Below are 16,829 nucleotides of genomic sequence, written 5' to 3'. Positions count from 1 at the left end.
ACGTCAATGACTTGTTACGCGCCGGTAACCCGTTGTTCCGATGGAGGCGCAAACCGGCATATCGGCCTCCCTCCACATCGGACGCCAGGCTCGCCGCGCGTACCCCGGCGCGGGACGGCGGACGTCGTGCTGGACCTGACCGGCGCCGCGCTCGTCGACTTCGACGCCACCGGCTGCACGCTGGTCGACGCGGACTTCACGCGTGCGGTCCTCACCGGCACGACCAGCTTCGCGGGCGCGATCGCGCGGGGGCCGCTGCTGTTCGGGGCGGCGGTCTTCGGTGACGTGGTCCTCGACGACCTCAGCGCCGACGGGGAGGTCGTGCTGGACGGCGCCCGGTTCGGCGCGTCGGCCAGCTTCGAGGGTGCCGCGTTCGACAGCCTGTCCTGCCGGCGGTCCGCAGGTCGAGCAGGCGCGGGCGGTGATCGACCTTGGTCACCGCTGGCCGGCGGGCACGGTCGTCAAGCGGCTCGACGACGAGTGACTGCTGCTCGTCGACGATTCAGCGGTCAGCGGTCAGCGGGCGGCGGTCAGCGGGCGGCGGTCAGCGGTCAGCGGGCGGCGGCCGCCGGGCGCAGCCCGTCCAGGGCGACGCCGAGCACCCGGTCGCGCTGCTCGGGTGACGGAAACTGGGCCATCGTCAGCCCGCTGATCAGCCGCACCACGTCGTCGAAGCCGACGTCGTCGCGGACCACGCCGGCCGCCTGGGCGCGGCTCACCAGCGGCTCGCCGGCGGCGTAGATCTCCGTCCGGCAGGTCCGGAAGATCTCGGAGTCGTGCAGCAACTCCTCGGCGAGCGCCCGCTTCGTGGCGACGTACCCGACGAAACGGTGCAGCCAGGCGACGAGGGCGTCCCACGGGGGCAGCTCGGCCAGGTCCTCGGCGGTCCGGCTCAGCGCGCGGACCTCCTCGACGTAGACGGCCTCGAAGAGGTGCCGCCGGCTCGGGAAGTTGCGGTAGAGCGTGCCGATGCCCACCCCGGCCCGCCGGGCCACGTCCTCCAGGGAGGCGGCGGCGCCGTGCTCGGCGAACGCGTCGCGGGCGGCGGCGATGAGGGCGTCGTAGTTGCGCCGTGCGTCGGCCCGCTTCGGCCGCCGGGCGAAGGCCTCGGGCGCCTGCCCCGCGCTGGTCATGACGTGCGTCACCTCGTCCTGGTTGCATCCGGAGGAAACCCTCCACTAGCTTAGTGGAGGCACCCCTCCGGAATCCCGGAGGCCTGCCTCCGGTTAGCTTACCTCGGGACCGCCCGATCCGCCTGGCCACCCGATCGCCCGGGCCCGACAGCCCGCCCGCCTCCGCACGGCGGGTGACAAACCTCCTTCCGTACCACAATCAGGGAGTTTTCTCTCGTGGCAGTAACATCCCGACGCAGCTCGCGTCGGCTCACCTTCACCGTGCTCGCGGCCGGCGCCGGGTTCTTCGCGATGCTCCAGTCGCTGATCACCCCGGTGCTGCCGACCATCCAGCAGGACTTGCACACCTCGCAGAACACCGTGACCTGGGTACTGACCGCCTACCTGCTCTCCGCGTCGATCTTCACGCCGATCCTCGGCCGGGTCGGCGACATGGTCGGCAAGGAGCGGATGCTGGTCGTCTCGCTAGCCGCACTCGCCCTCGGCTGCCTGCTGGCCGCCATCGCGCCGAACATCGGCGTCCTCATCATCGCCCGGGTCGTGCAGGGCATCGGCGGCGCGGTCTTCCCGCTGTCGTTCGGCATCATCCGCGACGAGTTCCCCGCCGCGCGGGTCGGCGGCGCCGTCGCCGCCATCTCGGCGATCGTCGCCGCCGGCGGTGGCCTCGGCGTCGTGCTGGCCGGCCCGATCGTCAGCACGCTCGACTACCGGTGGCTGTTCTGGATCCCGATGGTCGTGGTCGGGCTGACCGCCCTCGCCGCGTACCTCTTCGTGCCCGAGTCGCCGGTACGTACCCCCGGACGCATCGACTGGCGGGCCACCCTGCTGCTCTCCGGCTGGCTGGTCGCGCTGCTGCTGCCGATCAGTCAGGGCGCGGCCTGGGGCTGGACCTCTCCCCGGGTGCTCGGCCTGCTGGCGCTCGCCGTGGTGCTGCTGGTCGGCTGGCTGGTCGCCGAGGTGCGCTCCAGCAACCCACTAATCGACATGCGGATGATGCGCCTGCCCGGCGTCTGGACCACCAACCTGGTCGCCCTGCTCTACGGCGCGTCGATGTTCTCCGTGTACGCGTTCCTCCCGCAGTTCGTGCAGACGCCGACCGCCGCCGGTTACGGCTTCGGCGCCAGCATCAGCCAGGCGGGCCTGCTCATGCTCCCGATGCTGGTTGCGATGTTCGTCGCGGGCCTGGTCGCCGGCCGGCTCCAGTCGGTCTTCAGCGCCAAGGCGCAGCTCGCCACCGGCGCCACGTTCAACGTGGCCGCCTCCGCGATGCTGGCCGCCGCGCACGACACCCGCTGGGAGGTCGCGCTCGCCGGCGGCCTGGTCGGCCTCGGCATCGGCCTGGCCTTCGCCTCGATGGCCAACCTGATCGTGGGCAGCGTGCCCGCCAGCCAGACCGGCGTGGCCACCGGCATGAACGCCAACATCCGCACCATCGGCGGCGCGATCGGCGCCGCCGTGGTCAGCGGCGTGATCACCGCCCACCCGCAGGCCAACGGACTGCCCCGGGAGGCCGGCTTCACGACCGGATTTCTCGTCCTCACCGCGATCGCCCTGGCGGCCGCGCTCGCGGCCCTGGCCGTCCCGTCCGCCCGGCGGGCGTCGTCCGGTCGCCGGCCGTCCACCGCGACGATCGTCGAGTCGGAGCTAGCCGGCGAGTTCGCCACCATGCCGGCGACCCGCTGAGGGTCCGTGTCGCAGCCCGGGCGGTTCGCCGCCCGGGCCGCGGCATGTTCGGGAGTACGCTGGCCGCTTTCCCGTCCACCGTCCGTCGTCTTCAGGATGCGCCCATGCCCACGTCCGAGTTGCTGACCGCCGACCGCATCGACGAGATCGGTGCCCTGGGACCCACGAGCCCCGACCCGGCCGCGCTCGTCGCCGAGCTGGTCGGCGCCGTCGACGCGGGCCGGGTCGCCGACCCCGACGACACCGGGTACGCGCTGCTGGTCGCCGCCGACATCCTGGTGCAGGCGGGCGACCTGGCCGACGCGCTCGCGCTGACCACCCGCGCCATCGCCGAACAGCCGGAGGACGACGCGTACGCCCGATCGATGCGCGGCGGCCTGCTGCTGCGCCTCGGCCGTGAGGACGAGGGCCTGGCCGAGCTGACCGCCCTGCGCCCGCTGCTGGAGACCGACCCCGACGCCACGTACCTGATCGACGACCTGGCGGAGGCCGGCCACGCCGAGACGGCGCTGGAGTGGCTCACCGGCGCGCTGGACACGATCCTGGAACGGACCCGGACCCAGCAGCACGAGTCCGAGGACGCGCAGGACGAGGCCGCCGCCATGATCTACGGGCTGACCCAGCGGCGGCACGACCTCCGCGAGGAGATGGGCCTGCCACACGACGACTACGACAACCTCGCCGACCGGCTGCGCGCCGCGAGCAACCACGCGCTCGACGCGCTGAACGACGGCCCGGCGACGCTGCTGTTCTGGCCGCGGGCGGAGTTCGACGCCCTGCTGGTGCGCTGGCCCGCGCTGATCGACAGCTACCCCGCCACCTGGGACGAGCACCGCGCCCAGATCGAACGCGCGCTGGCCAACGCGGCCGAGCTGGGCGTCACCGACCTGGGCGTGGTCGCCGGCTCGGTCGCGGGGCTGGCCTCCTTCGCCGAGCAGGCGGGCAGCGACCCCACCGACGAGGAAACCCTCGACGAGTACGCGGACAGCCTCGACGAGGTGGGTCCGGTGGCCTGGCCGCCCGGCCGCAACGACACCTGCTGGTGCGGGTCGGGTGCCAAGTACAAAAAGTGCTGCCTGCCGCGCTCGCGTGACTGACGCTCCGCCCCTCGGTCGCCACCTCTCCGCGACGACCCCGAGGACCGCTGTCCCTTGTGAGCGTTATACCTGTGAGTCATATCTATGACCCACAGGTATAACGCTCCGAGCGGGATGGTCGGCACCGTCTGCGTCACCGGCTGAGCGTCCTTTCACCTTGAAAGAGCGCTCAGAGCGTGCTCGCGGGACGTCCCCGGCGTGCACATCCGCCTCGTCAGCTATCCGTGGGTTGGCTGGCACGCGTAGAAAGGGCATCCGCGATAGCGGCGAACTCGCGCAGCGCCGCTTCCAGGTCCTCGACGATCTCTTCCGGCGGCAGCAGTGCGTCCGCGTCCTCCAGGGAGGCGTCCTTGAGCCAGGTGATGTCGAGGTTCACCTTGTCGCGGGCGATCCTGACGGGGCGAGGCCGGCGGCGCGCCTTGGTTCCGATTTGTGCTACCGCCACCCGTGGTCAGTTTCCCAGCGCTCGAACCTTGGCGATCGTCTCCTGGACGTGCTGCTTCGCTGGCTCGCCACCCTGCGACGCCTGAGCGAGGGCCTGACGGTACGCGTCGATCATGCCGACCAGAGGGCCGGCTGCCACGCCCTCCAGCGCCCCGGCGACGAGCGCCCGCGCCTCGGCTGCGTCCTGTGCTGCCGCTGCCGTCTTGGCCTTCGCCTCGTCCAGCTTCTGCGACGCCGCCGCCAACCTCGCGATGATCTGTGCTGCGCTCACGCGCATCCTCCCCGTGGTCGACCATCGCCTCCACCACGACACCTGCGGAGACCACATGGGAGCGTACGAGATCCCCGCACCCAGCGCGACCGTCCGCTCGCTCACTCGTGAGGGCGCGCGCAGTGAATCTTGGAAGACTTCAGCCCCTCAGGGGGCCATGACCTTCCAAGATTTAGGGCGGCACGGGGATCGAGCGGTGCGAGCCTCAGCGCTCGGTGACGAACACGCCCAGCCCGTGAACGCCTTCGACGAGGCCCTGGGTTTGCAGGACGAGAATCGCCTGCCGCACCACACCGGCCGAAACACCATGCTCAGCGCGAAGCTGGGAGGTGGACGGAAGCTTGTCCCCTGGGGCGAGTTCGCCGGACGCAATCTGCTCTCGGATATGGTCCGCGAGCTGCGCCCACTTGGGCTTGGCGGGCATCTTGTCTCCCTGGTCTGCACCGCCATTTGATCACACCCCACTAGTCAGTACAAGAACGGACTACTCTGTCGTTGACTAGTACAGACTAGTGTGGCAAAGTTCGAATCAGCCGGCTCCCTGGTCTGCAAACCGGAGCAGGTTCTTCCCACCGCGCAGAAAGCGCCCGGTCGGTCGGTCCCTCCGTCCGGCCGGGCGTGCCGGGGCGAGCCCGCGCGCCGCCTCGACGCAAACCGTGCACAACGCCATGAGCAGCAAGGAGACCGACCCGACGGGAGCCCTCCGATGGCCGATCGCCCCGACGAACACCCGAACAATCCACCCGCCTCCGACGGGTCAAGCCACCGCCTCAGTCCAACCAGGACGTCGAGGACGCCGACGACATCCTCTTCGCTCACCCGCCCCGCGTGGTGCGCCGCTGGCTTTGCGAGTGCGGCGTGGACTACCCCTGCACCGACGTCCGTTTCGCCCTCCTGGTCGAGTCCACGGCGGAGGCGGGCGAATGAGCGTCGACGCCGTGGACGATCTGGCACGACGGCGGCCCGCCGCCGGACAGGGTCGGGCGCCGGTCACGATCGACACGACATCGCCGATGTCGGGGCATCCCGCCGGCCCGGACACCCCGATGTCAGCGATATCGAGTGGATCATGCCCGAGACGCGCCGCCGGCCGGGCCGGACTCAGCGCAGGCCGCGGACCAGCAGCAGGTAGCCGCAGTAGGCCATCGGCACCAGCAGGAAGCAGATCAGGAACCCGAGCGGCAGGTAGCGCGGCGGGGTGCCGGCGACCATCGCGGGCCGCCCCCACCTGCCCAGCACCAGGTACCCGCCGAAGAACGCCAGCGCCGGCAGCCCGGCGCAGATCCACGCGCCGAGGGTGAACCCGTCGACCAGACCGATCCCGGAGGCGAGCACCAGGGCCAGCATGAGCACCCCGGCGGCGGCCCCGCACCCGGCGTAAACGGCGACCGCGCGGGCCAGCGGTGACCAGGTGGGCAGCAGCACCGGTCGCTGGGCCAGCAGCTCCGCCTGCTGCCCGTGCCGGTCGGCCTCGTCGGCCATCCGCCGGGCCAGCTCCAACTCCACCGCCGGGTCGACCGCCGCCGCGCGCTGCGCCGGCACCCCGGCGCCCGCCGGGCTCACCGCCGTCGGCAGCGCCAGCCGCGCCTCCCCCGCTGGCAGCTCGGGGTACGCCCCGACATCCGCCCGCCCCGGCGCGCCGGCTGCGCCGGCGGGCCTCCCGTCCCTCGGTCCGGGTGTGGGGTCCGGGTGCCCCGGCGCGGGTGCCGGGACAGCCGTCGGCTGGTCGACGCCGATGGCGCGGCCGAGCTGGTCGAGGCGGTGCCCCTGCGCGGTCAGCCGCTGGTGCAGGTAGTCGACGGCGGCGTGCAGGTCGCGGCGGCGCTCGGACTCGACCGCGGCGTCCCGCTCGCCGGCGCGGCGCTGCTCGGCCAGCTGGCGGGCGAGCGTGGCGTACTCCTCGAAGGACACCGTCACTGCTCCCCGTCCGGCTCGTGCCCGTCGCGGGCGAACGGCACGATCAGCCTCGTGCGGTGGTCGTGCCGGTCGACCAGCAGCGCCCGGTCGGCGCGGGGCGTGTAGGCGAGGTCGTGCACCCCGAGGTGCAGGGCCAGCTCGGCCCCGGGCACATTGAGCGAGACCAGGCAGGCGACGTCGTCGCGGTTCTGCGTGCCGCCGAGGTCGTCGGCGAGCCGGCGCAGGCCGCGCCACCAGCCGAGCAGGTGCACCCCCTGAGCGGGGCCCTGCCGCAGCAGGGTGCGCAGGTCGTCCAGGCCGGAGCGGAAGGTGGCCGGGTCGGCCGCACCGAGCACCGGTGCGGCGGCGTCCATCCCGAACACCACCAGGTATTCGCGCCCGGTGGGCTCGGCCGCCAGGGCGGCGACCCGGTCGCGCAGCCCGGCCGCGTCGACGCGGTGCACCGGGTGGCCGGCGGCTCGCAGCGCCGTTTCGGTCTCGTCAGCGACCGGATCGGCGGCGGTGATCAGCGAGGCCAGCAGGAACCGGGCATCGCCGGCGGCGTGCTGGCGAGCCAGGCTCAGTGTCGCGGCGCGCAGCACGTCCGCGCCGGCCGGCGCGGTGCCCACCACGGCGAGGTGCCGGCCGGGAGTGGCGTCCATCAGGAACAGCGCGGTGGTGCCGTGCACGTCGACCGTCCGGCCGACCAGGGCCATCGGGCGCCGGCCACCGGGGTGTAACCCGACGAAGGTGGGGTCGTCCTCGATCCGCGCCGACTCGTACCCCTTGAAGACCGCCGGCGCCCGTGCGCCCGGCGGGCGGGCCTGCCACAGCTCGTGGCGCAGCGCGGCGAGGTCGGCGGCGGCGGCGTGCGCGTCGGGGAAACGCAGCACCGTGTCGGCGCCGACCGCGCCGGCGGCGGTGTTGACCACGGCGGAGCCGATCGGCAGGGCCGCGGCGGAATCGTTGAGCGGGTCGAGCACCCCGCCACCACCGGGCAGCGCCACCCGCAGCGCGAACTGCCCGAAGATCGCCTCGGCCCGCCCGTAGAGCGCCTCGATGCCGGTCATGCTCTGGCTGGCCAGCACCAGGTGTACGCCGTAGGAGCGCCCCTTGCGCGCCAACTCCTCCAGCAGGTCGACGGACTCCCGGGCCAGCGCGTCGTTGCCGGCCAGCAGCACGTGGAACTCGTCGACGACCGCAACGATGCGCGGCAGTGGATTGTCCCGGGGCAGGTCGGCGAGCTTGGTGACGCCGTGCCGCTTGAGCGCGGTGGCCCGGCGCTGTGCCTCGCGGCGCAGCTCGCGCAGCACGGCGAGCCCGTACTCCCGGTCGGATTCGATGCCGACGGCGCGGGCGTGCGGCAGCCAGGACGGGTCACGCCCGGTGGGCACGAACTCGGTGAAGCTCACGCCCTCCTTGAAGTCGAGCAGGTAGAGCTGAAGCTCGGCCGGGGAGTAGCGGGCGGCCAGCCCGTAGAGGACGTCGAGCAGGAAGACGGTCTTGCCGGCGCCGGTGCGCCCGCCGACCAGCCAGTGGGGGGTGGCGTCATCGAAGGCGACGGTCAGCGGGGCGCGGCCGGCCCGACCGATCACCGTCCGCAGTCCGTTGCCGGCGGACTCGGACCAGCGCCTTTCGGGCAGCAGCTCGGCGAAGTGCAGCGCGTCGGTGCGGCGGGCGGCGGCGCCCAGATGCTCGGCGAGCGCCCGAACCGAGGCCGGCGGGGGGTCGCCGTCGAGCAGCACCGGCGCGGCGAGACCGCCGCCGTCGGCGCTGAACGGGGCGCTGGGCGGGTCGCCGACCTGCGCGTGCCGCTCGCTGAGCCGGACCGCGGTGGTGCCCCCCAGCGGCGGCGAGGTCTCGCCCGGCAGCCGGGACGGGTGGCCGGCGAGCAGCACGCAGACGGCGGCGGCCGGGCCGGCGTGGGTGAGCGCGGCGAGCCGGGCCAGCTCGCGCGGCGGCGGGGCGGCGGTGGCGACCACCACCAGCAGGTGCCGGGCGTCGGGGTCGGCGTGCTGCGCGGCGCGGGCGTGCTGTTCGGCGGCGTCCAGCAGCGCCGCCGCCTCGGCCTCCCCGGTGGCCGGCGGGTCGAGCACCCCGGCGTCGAGCAGCGGGCGCAGCGGGCCGAAGGTGGCGCCCAGCGCGGCGGTGTCGATGCCGGCGACCCGGACCTGACCGGCCGGGGAGGTGGCGACCAGCCGCAGCACCAGAGCCCGCAGCAACCCGGCGACCCGAGGGTCCCGGGCGTCGGTGTCCAGCGCCAGGTGGTGACCGCCGCCGAGCGGCAGCAGCACCGGGAAACCGCCGTCGGGAGTGGACGCCTCGCCGATCCGGACCGCGGCCGGCGCGTCGGTGAGCGGGGTGGCGCCGGGCGTGGGCGTGGCCAGCGCGCCGCCGACGCGGGCCAGTCGGGCCACCAGCTCAGCCGCACCGACCAATGCGGTGGGGACCGGTGCCGTGCCCAGCGCGCCCCGGGCGGCGTCCAGGTGCGCCCGGGCCGCCCGGTGGGAGCTGACCGCCTGCCCGTACGCCGACGCGAGCCTGCCCAACCTCTGCCCCCAACGCCAACGGCCGCCTGGTCCCAGGAACCCTAACGGACACCGGTGGCACCCGGACAGTCCTGCGAGGACGTGTCACGCCGGGCCGCAGGCCACCGGGCCGGGCGCGTCGGCCACCCCGCAGCGGAACACCTCCGCCGGCGCCGTCGCCACGTCGGGCACCTGCTCCACCCGCATCAGGGCCAACCGCTTGTCGACCGGCTCACCCGAGTCGGGGGTGAACCGGATCAGCCCGGCCACCCCCGGGTAGCCCTGGCCGGCGTTCTGCCGGAGCACCTCCACGTGCACGCCGACCGGGTTGACCGAGGTCGGCTCCCAGCGTTGGCGCGGATCGGCGTGGTGCAGTCGGGCGGCGAGACTCTCCACCGCCCGGACCATCATCATCGCCGCGTCGTAGGCGAGGCTGACCCGCTCGCCGACCTGATGCCCGGTGTCCGGCCGGCAGCGCGGCGGGTCGAGCAGGTCGTCGGCCTGGATCCAGGACAGGAAGCTGGCCCGGGCGTCGTCGCGCCGGTCCTGGGCGGCCCGCAGCGCTTCGCAGGTGGCCAGGGCGGCCTTGGAGACGTACGTGACCGGCAGGTTGCCAGGCGCGGCGGCGCGCAAGCCGGGGTTGGCCATGTAGCGGTTGACCGAGTCGTCGGCGACGAGGTGCCGGGGCGGATCGCCGCCGCACTCGCGCAGCGCCCGCAGGAAGCCGTCGAACTCCGTCCACCGACCCGCGTAGAAGAGCAGACCGGGGTAGCCGCACTCGTCGATCAGCCGCTGCCCGGTACGCCACTCGTCGAGGCGGGTGATCCGGGCACCGAACCGCCGCCGCAGCCCGTCGACGAGGGTGCCCACGTAGAGGTCCTCGGTCAGCGAGCTGCCCTCCAACGTCGTGTAGTAGACGTGCGCCTCGTCGACCTTCAGCACCTGCTGGGCGTACGCGTCGAGCATCTCCACCTGATCGGCGTTCGGCGCGGAGATCTGCAGGTACAGCCGGGAGTTGACGTCCATTCGGTCGGCGGAGAGCGTGGGCGCCAGCACCGGCAGCCCGACCTGGTTCAGCTCGCGCAACGCTCGGGCGGTGCTGGTCCGGCTCTCCACCAGGCCGACCACCCCGAGCACCGTTGGGTCGTCCCGGGCCAGCTCGGCCAGCATCGCCACGGCCCGGTCGGCGTAGAGCATCTGCCGGCCGCCGTTGGCCACCACGATCCGCAGCAGCGCGGCGCCGTCGGCGCCAGCCGACTCCTTCAACAACGCGTACTGGGCGGTGGCCATCCCCTCCAGCTCCTCCCGCTCGGAGACGTACGACTCCTCGTCGGCGCGGGTCCGGTTGCCGGTCAGGGTGCCCAGGTAGACCAGGGTGAGGAAGGGTCGACGCCGGTCGCTGCGCTGCCAGACCTCCTCGGCGGCACGGTTCTGCGCGAAGATGCGCTGCTGGATGGTCCGCAGCCCGTCCTGACCGGCGTCGTTGTTGAACACCTGCGCCGCGCTGTCGCTGTAGCCGACGCACTCGCCACTGGCGACCACCTCGACCGACACCCGGCCGCCCGTGAGCGAGGGATGGCAGCCCGGTCCCCAGCGGCTGCCCACCCACGCGCCACCTGCGGCCAGCAGCACCAGGCAGAGCGCCGTCGGCAGGAAGCGCCGCGACCACCAGGGCGGGTCGGGCGCGGAGAACGGCCGCATGCCTCCGCGTGATGGCGGGCCGGTGTCGGTGTCGTCGGGACGCAGCGCCACGAGCCAGGCGGCCGAGCGGCGCAACCGCCGCATCTCCGGCAGCGCCTCGGCCCACTCGTCGTACGCCTCGTCGGCCTCGGTCAACGGGTGCGGTTCGGGCAAATCGGGCGGGGGTTGCCCGCCCGACGCGACGATGAGCAGCGGGTCGTTGCGGCCGGTCTCGGTGCGGACGTCGCCGATCAGGCGGACCAGTTCCCCGCCGACGTTGCCGGGGGCGACGTGATCGAGCAGCAGCGCCGGGTACGCGGTGCGCCGCCAGTCCGAGAGGCGCCACGGCCGACGTCGGTACGCCTGCCGCAGGTCCTCCAGGAACGCGTGCAGCAGCAGCTTGTTGACCTGGTCGGGTTGCTCGCCGTCGCGCCACCCGGCGGTGAGGCGCTCGGCGAAACCGAGGAAGGTGACCGACTGCCGGGGCGCGAGGTACTGCTGGCGCATGAACCAGTTGTAGTGCCGCCCGAGCATCGGCACCCGGCCGGAGACGGCGGCCCGGAACACCGCCCCGGGCACGGCGCGGCGGACCAGCCAGAGCAGCACCTGCGAGACGATGCTGACCGCGTCACCGCCAGAGGGCAGCCCCTCGGGCGTACGCGGGCCCCGGCGGTCTCGCAGTCGGCGGACCAGGGCTGCCCGGCTGTCCTCGGCGTCGATGCCGAAGGTGAGGCTCTGGTGCATCAGCCAGTCGGCGAGCGGGTAGTGCCGGAAGCGCAGCCGGGCGGCGCCGAAGGCCTCCAGGGAGAGCTGCCGGTGCAGTTCGCGCAGCAGCGCCGGCACGTCCCCCGCGCCCGGCGGAGCGTCGGCGTCCAGCACGGCATGCGGCACCCGCCGCCGGGGGCCCTGGCCGAGGAAACGGCGCAGCGGCACCATCAGGTCCGGAGTGTCGGAGCGGACCAGCCAGAGCAGCGGCAGCCTGCGATCACCGCGGCGGGGTCGCCGCAGCAGCCGTGCGAGCAGCGCGAAGAACTCCAGCCCGCCGGCCGGCAGTCGGTCCCGATGTACGGTCGACTGCTTCTGGCCGGCCAACTCCCGCATGGACACCCCCGACCGTCGCACCGCGTCAGCTTCGATTCCACCCAGTGTGGCCATCGGGCGCAAGAGCACCGTACCGACCGGCGGCCGTCGCCCACAGGGGACGCTCGACCGCCGGCCGGGCGGTACGGGTTTCAGCTGTCAGCCGGTGACCGCGTTCAGCGCCGGCAGGTAGCCGTAGCGGTAGCCGTCGGAATCCGGGTGGTACGCCTCGATGACGCCGCTGACGTCGTGGATCCACGGGTCGCCCGCGCAGACGCCGTGCCCGGCGAAGTAGGGCCGGGTGTCGGCGAAGGTGGCGCCGGCGGCGTTGGCCCGGGCGGAGATGACCGAGGCGAGCACGTCGGCGGCCTCGTTGAGGATGGTGCGCTTGTAGGTGCTCATCGCCAGCCACCCGCAGGGGGTGGTCTCGAACAGCCTCGGGTAGCCCAGCACGATCAGCCGCGCGTTCGGCGCCCGGTCGCGGATGGCGGAGTAGGTGGCGTCGAGCCGGCCGGGCAGCGTCGAGGTGGCGAAGGCCTTGGCGCTGTTGACCGCGTTGGTGCAGGACGACGTGCTGCCGAACCGGCAACTGGTGATCACGTCGGCGAACCCGGCGTCGTTGCCGCCGATGGTGATGGTGACCAGAGTGGTGGCGCCGCTGAGGGCGTTGACCTGGTCGTTGAGCACGTCGGCGGTGACCGCGCCACCACAGGCCGGGAAGCTGAAGCTGGTGACTCCGTGGGCGGCGGCCCAGAGCGGTGCGTACGACTTCTGGCTGCGCAGGCAGGTGGACCAGTCGTACGGGCCGGCGCCGACGCCGGAGGAGTACGAGTCGCCGAGCGCGACGTAGTTGACGGCGGTGGCATGCGCGGTGCCGGGGACGAGCACGGCGCCGAGGGCGGCGGTGAACGCGGCGACCAGCGCGGCCAGGGCGCGGGCCAGCGGGCGGTGGGGCATGACGGACCTCCACAGGACAGGGGTGGTGGGATCCTGCGACCGCGCGCGTGGCCAGGGATGGAACGGTTGTTACCCGGCGGTAATGATATCGAAATACTTAGATCGATGGAATAGGCAGCCGACCCGCGCGCCGGGCCGGCGGCGTTCACACTTGTCGATTAGGTTGGCGGGGCGAACACCCCGATGGAGGGAGTCCACCTCGTGCGACGAGTCCTCACGGCGGCCACCGCCGCCCTGACCCTCACCACCGCCGGCACCATGCTCACCGGCGGCCCCGGCCAGGCCGCCCCGACGGGCTGGGGCCGGCCAACCGTCACGCTCGCGCCGCAACCCGGCGCGCCCGGGCTGGGCGACAGCTACTTCCCCGACTACGGCAACGGCGGCTACGACGTCTCGCACTACGACGTCCGGCTGCGCTACGACCCGGCCACCGACCGGCTCACCGGTACCACCACGATCCTCGCCACCGCGACCGAGGATCTCTCCCGGTTCAACCTGGACTTCCTGCTCGACGTCGAGTCGGTGCGGGTCAACGGCTGGGCGGCGAGCAGCAGCACCGCGGGCGCGCACGAGCTGGTGGTCACCCCGGCCCGCACGGTGACCCGGGGCCAGCAGCTCACCATCGTGGTGCGCTACGCCGGCATCCCGTCGGAGACGCTGGTCGGCGGCTACACCGGCTGGACGCGCACCGACGACGGGGCCCTCGCCGTCAACGAGCCGGAGTCCGCGTGGTGGTGGTTCCCGAGCAACGACCACCCGCTGGACAAGGCGACCTTCGACGTCTCCGTGTCGGTGCCCACCGGCGTCGAGGTGATCAGCAACGGCGTTCAGCCACGGCCGCCGCTGGCCGAGCCCGGCGACCGCACCCGGTGGGCCTGGCGGACCACCTCCCCCACCGCCACCTACCTGGCCTTCATGGCCATCGGCCAGTACGACATCGTCACCGACACCACGCCGGGCGGCCAGCCGGTGGTGAACGCGTACAGCACCTCGCTGGGCGCGCTCGGGCCGGCCGCGCGCGCCAGCATCGAGCGGACCGCCGAGATCGTCGACTGGGCGAGCGGGATCTTCGGCCCGTACCCGTTCGAGGCGCAGGGCGGCGTGGCCGGGCCGGTGGACGGCATCGGCTTCGCGCTGGAGACGCAGACCCGACCGGTGTACGGCCCGGGCTTCTGGCGGCGCGGCGCCAACACGTACGTGGTGACACACGAGAACGCCCACCAGTGGTTCGGCGACTCGGTGTCGGTGGCCGACTGGCGCCACATCTGGCTCAACGAGGGCTTCGCCTCGTACGCCGAGTGGCTCTGGTCGGAGGAGCAGCGTGAGGGCACCGCGCAGGAGGTCTTCGACTTCACCTACGCCAGCTACCCGGCCGACTCCGAGTTCTGGCAGGTGCTGCCCGGTGACCCGGGCGCCGACCGGGTCTTCGACGGCGCCGTCTACGACCGGGGCGCGATGACGCTGCACCAGCTGCGGCTGGCCGTCGGCGACGACGCGTTCTTCGAGATCCTGCCGGCCTGGACGGCCGAACACCGGTACGGCAACGGCACCGTCGCGCAGTTCCAGGCCCTGGCCGAACGGATCTCCGGGCTCGACCTGGACGAGCTCTTCACCACCTGGCTGTTCACCGCCGGCCGGCCCGACGTGGCCACCGCCGCGCGCAAGGCCGCCGCCCCGCCGGTCGAGCCGAAGTCCTGGGCCAAGATCCAGGAGGCCCACCGGCTGCTGGCGCACTGAGCCCGGCGTCGGCCGGGCGGCCCGCCGCCCGGGCGGCGAGCCTCCCGGCCGGCCGGGCACCCTGGCGCAACAGCCTCGACCAGCCCGCACGGCGCCTGTCGAGCTGCCTGAGAAACGGGGCAGCGGCTCCGCAGCGGCTCAGGACGCCTGGGCCGACGACCCGTCCACCGGCACCGGCCGCACGCCCACCGTTTCGGCGGTGCTCACCTCGACGGCGCGGATGTGCCGGTAGGCGAACCAGAGCGGCGGGAACGCGCCGACCGCGAAGGAGAGGTCGACCAGCGTCCAGAACCAGGGGATGTCCCGGATCGGACCGCAGATCAGCGCCAGCGGGACGATCCCCGCGCAGGCGATCATGCCGACCTGCACCACCCAGACGTTGCGCACCGGGTCACGCAGCGGGCCCCAGAACGCCACCGCCAGCACCAGGTGGGCGAAGGCCAGCCAGTCGGTGCCGTAGAGCAGGAACGGGTAGTCCTCACCGGCCGTCACGAGCCCGGTGTGGACCCGCTCGATCCACTCGACCAGCGCCGGCAGTTGGCCGGCGAGCGGGTCCAGTGCACGCAGCAGCCAGCGCACCTCGATCTCCAGCGGGAACGCGGTCACCCCGCTCAGGAAGAGCCCGATCAGTACGACCCACAGCCACCGGCGGGTCCGCCGTAGCCGCTCCTCGATGTCCATCCTCGGAGCGTAGCGATGATCTTCAAACGGTCCGGCCCCGCAGGCTGGTTCCCCGGGGTGACGGCTGTCTCAGCGGCAGGTGGGCGCGAGGGCCGGACCGGTCAGATCGGCCGGGGCCAGCCCGGTGGCCTGTGGGCTGTCGCGCGCCGGCATCAGCACCGGCCGCAGCGTCAACTGGCCGCCGTCGAGCGCCCCTGCGGGCGGGGCGATGGCGGCCGCCGTCCGTGGCACCCGCCGTACCGGCCACCTCAGCGGCGGGCCGACCAGCGTTGGGATGAGCCCTCGGCGCAGCCCGCGACCGCGCTGCTGGTCCAGGGCGACGGCCGCCGCGACGGTGGCGATCGCCGCGACGGATCCGGCCAGGACGAGCGTCTGCCGGGGCCCGGCGTGCTCGGAGAGCCAGCCGAGCAGCGGCGCGCCGACCATCGCGGAGACCGAGCCGGTGACCGCCAGCGCGGCGAGTACCCGACCCCGCATCGCGCCGTCGGTGTCGAGTTGGGCGCGGGTACCGACGGTGGTGTCGATGACCACCGCGGCGGCGGCGATCGGCAGGATCACCGCCGCGAAACTCCAGGTGCCCGGCGCGAGACCGGCGACGATCTGCAGCATGCTGGCCAGCAGGCCCGCGGTGACCAGGGTCCGGTAGCCCAGGTCACGCCGGCGGGCGGCGACGAGCGCACCCAGCACCGTCCCGACCGCGAACACGGTCGACAGCAGGCCGTAGCCGGACGCCCCGGCGTTGAGGGGCCCCTCGCTCATCGCCGCCATCGTCACCTGGTAGTTGCGTCCCAGGCTGCCCAGCACGAACGCCAGGGCGAGGGCGAGCAACAGCACCGGCTGCCCGCGCAGGTAGGCGAACCCGGCGCGAACACCGCCGCGGCTCCGGCCGCCGTCCGGCGGCGCCGCCTGGTGGCCGTGCAGGGCCCCCTGGCGTACGCCGAAGAGCGCCACCACCACGGCGAGGAAGCTCGCCGCGTTGATGCCGAAGAGCAGCGCGGGGCCGACGGCGGCCACCACGACGGCACCGAGGCTCATTCCGAGGATGCGACCGGCGGAGTTGGTGAGCGAGCCGAGCGCCAGCGCGTTGCCGAGCGTCTCCCGGTCCACCAGGGTGGAGGACCAACGACCCATCACCGGGCCCTCGATCGCCGAGACGGCGCCGGTGAGCAGGGAGATCGTGAAGATCAGCGGCAGGCCGCCGACACCGGTCAGGGCGACCGCCGCAAGCCCCGCGGCGAGTGCCGCGTGGGCCACCTGTGCGGCGATCAGCAGAGGGCGGGCGGGGAGCCGGTCGGCCAGCACACCGCCCCAGAGGCTGAGCAGCAGCGTGGGCGCGGCCTGGAGCAGCACGGCGAAACCCATGGATGTCGCCGAGCCGGTCTCCTTCAGCACGTACCAGTTGACTCCGAGAACCTGCATCCAGGTCCCGATGACGGAGACGAACCCGGCGAGCGCCCAGATCCGGTAGTTCCGATGGCGCAGCGCAGCGAAGGTGGCACCTTTGGCCACGACGAACCCTCCCGTGCAATCGAGCATGAAGATCACGCCCGATCGCGGCGCGGCCCGGCAGCGGACAAGTCTTGCGGCAATTAAACCGATCTGCCCATACTCGTGACCGGCCTCACCGGCCCAGCCCGACCGG

The 16,829-nt window shown here is 73.3% G+C and carries 13 protein-coding genes; 3 read left to right on the top strand and 10 right to left on the bottom strand.

The window, feature by feature from the left end:
* Positions 1 to 551: 551 nt before the first annotated feature.
* Complete coding sequence (locus KBX63_RS15165; RefSeq protein ID WP_210911733.1) at positions 552 to 1,133, bottom strand: TetR/AcrR family transcriptional regulator; 582 nt, start codon at positions 1,131 to 1,133, stop codon at positions 552 to 554.
* A gap of 216 nt (positions 1,134 to 1,349) precedes the next feature.
* On the opposite strand from KBX63_RS15165, the gene KBX63_RS15160 reads away from it, so the two are divergent.
* The gene (locus KBX63_RS15160; RefSeq protein WP_210911731.1) at positions 1,350 to 2,816 is read left to right on the top strand and encodes an MFS transporter; all 1,467 of its coding nucleotides are present in this window, start codon (positions 1,350 to 1,352) and stop codon (positions 2,814 to 2,816) included.
* A gap of 104 nt (positions 2,817 to 2,920) precedes the next feature.
* Entirely contained in the window at positions 2,921 to 3,913 is a 993-nt protein-coding gene (locus tag KBX63_RS15155; RefSeq protein WP_247662372.1) for an SEC-C metal-binding domain-containing protein, read from the top strand.
* A gap of 214 nt (positions 3,914 to 4,127) precedes the next feature.
* Here KBX63_RS15155 and KBX63_RS15150 read toward each other — a convergent pair whose 3' ends face one another.
* From KBX63_RS15150 to KBX63_RS15120, 7 genes are all read right to left on the bottom strand, one after another.
* Positions 4,128 to 4,289 carry a hypothetical protein gene (locus KBX63_RS15150; RefSeq protein WP_210911726.1) on the bottom strand — a complete coding sequence of 54 codons (162 nt, stop codon included), beginning with the start codon at positions 4,287 to 4,289 and terminating at the stop codon, positions 4,128 to 4,130.
* A gap of 75 nt (positions 4,290 to 4,364) precedes the next feature.
* Entirely contained in the window at positions 4,365 to 4,634 is a 270-nt protein-coding gene (locus KBX63_RS15145; RefSeq protein ID WP_247662371.1) for a DUF6244 family protein, read from the bottom strand.
* Positions 4,635 to 4,833: 199 nt separating this feature from the next.
* Positions 4,834 to 5,052 (bottom strand): winged helix-turn-helix domain-containing protein, encoded by a 219-nt coding sequence (locus KBX63_RS15140; RefSeq protein WP_210911723.1) that lies wholly within the window; start codon positions 5,050 to 5,052, stop codon positions 4,834 to 4,836.
* Between the two features lie 677 nt (positions 5,053 to 5,729).
* Positions 5,730 to 6,539 (bottom strand): hypothetical protein, encoded by an 810-nt coding sequence (locus KBX63_RS35210; protein WP_307871723.1) that lies wholly within the window; start codon positions 6,537 to 6,539, stop codon positions 5,730 to 5,732.
* A 2-nt stretch (positions 6,540 to 6,541) separates the two neighbouring features.
* Complete coding sequence (locus KBX63_RS15130; protein ID WP_210911721.1) at positions 6,542 to 9,073, bottom strand: FtsK/SpoIIIE domain-containing protein; 2,532 nt, start codon at positions 9,071 to 9,073, stop codon at positions 6,542 to 6,544.
* An 84-nt stretch (positions 9,074 to 9,157) separates the two neighbouring features.
* Entirely contained in the window at positions 9,158 to 11,854 is a 2,697-nt protein-coding gene (locus KBX63_RS15125) for a hypothetical protein (protein WP_307871722.1), read from the bottom strand.
* A gap of 117 nt (positions 11,855 to 11,971) precedes the next feature.
* Positions 11,972 to 12,769, bottom strand: a complete 798-nt coding sequence (locus KBX63_RS15120; protein ID WP_210911713.1) for an SGNH/GDSL hydrolase family protein — start codon at positions 12,767 to 12,769, stop codon at positions 11,972 to 11,974.
* Between the two features lie 201 nt (positions 12,770 to 12,970).
* On the opposite strand from KBX63_RS15120, the gene KBX63_RS15115 reads away from it, so the two are divergent.
* The gene (locus tag KBX63_RS15115; RefSeq protein ID WP_210911711.1) at positions 12,971 to 14,506 is read left to right on the top strand and encodes a M1 family metallopeptidase; all 1,536 of its coding nucleotides are present in this window, start codon (positions 12,971 to 12,973) and stop codon (positions 14,504 to 14,506) included.
* Positions 14,507 to 14,644: 138 nt separating this feature from the next.
* Here the strand turns inward: KBX63_RS15115 and KBX63_RS15110 are convergent, their stop codons facing one another.
* Together KBX63_RS15110 and KBX63_RS15105 are read right to left on the bottom strand one after the other, a co-directional pair.
* A complete protein-coding gene (locus KBX63_RS15110) occupies positions 14,645 to 15,187 on the bottom strand; it encodes a hypothetical protein (RefSeq protein WP_247662369.1) in 543 nt (180 codons plus the stop codon).
* Positions 15,188 to 15,256: 69 nt separating this feature from the next.
* The gene (locus tag KBX63_RS15105; RefSeq protein ID WP_210911709.1) at positions 15,257 to 16,696 is read right to left on the bottom strand and encodes an MFS transporter; all 1,440 of its coding nucleotides are present in this window, start codon (positions 16,694 to 16,696) and stop codon (positions 15,257 to 15,259) included.
* Between the last annotated feature and the right edge of the window lie 133 nt (positions 16,697 to 16,829).

It is taken from the genome of Micromonospora sp. U21 (genome assembly GCF_018070045.1).
In the GTDB taxonomy this organism is placed as follows: Bacteria; Actinomycetota; Actinomycetes; order Mycobacteriales; family Micromonosporaceae; genus Micromonospora.
The sequence above is the reverse complement of the archived record's forward strand: the minus strand, read 5'-3'. Positions and strand labels throughout refer to the sequence as shown.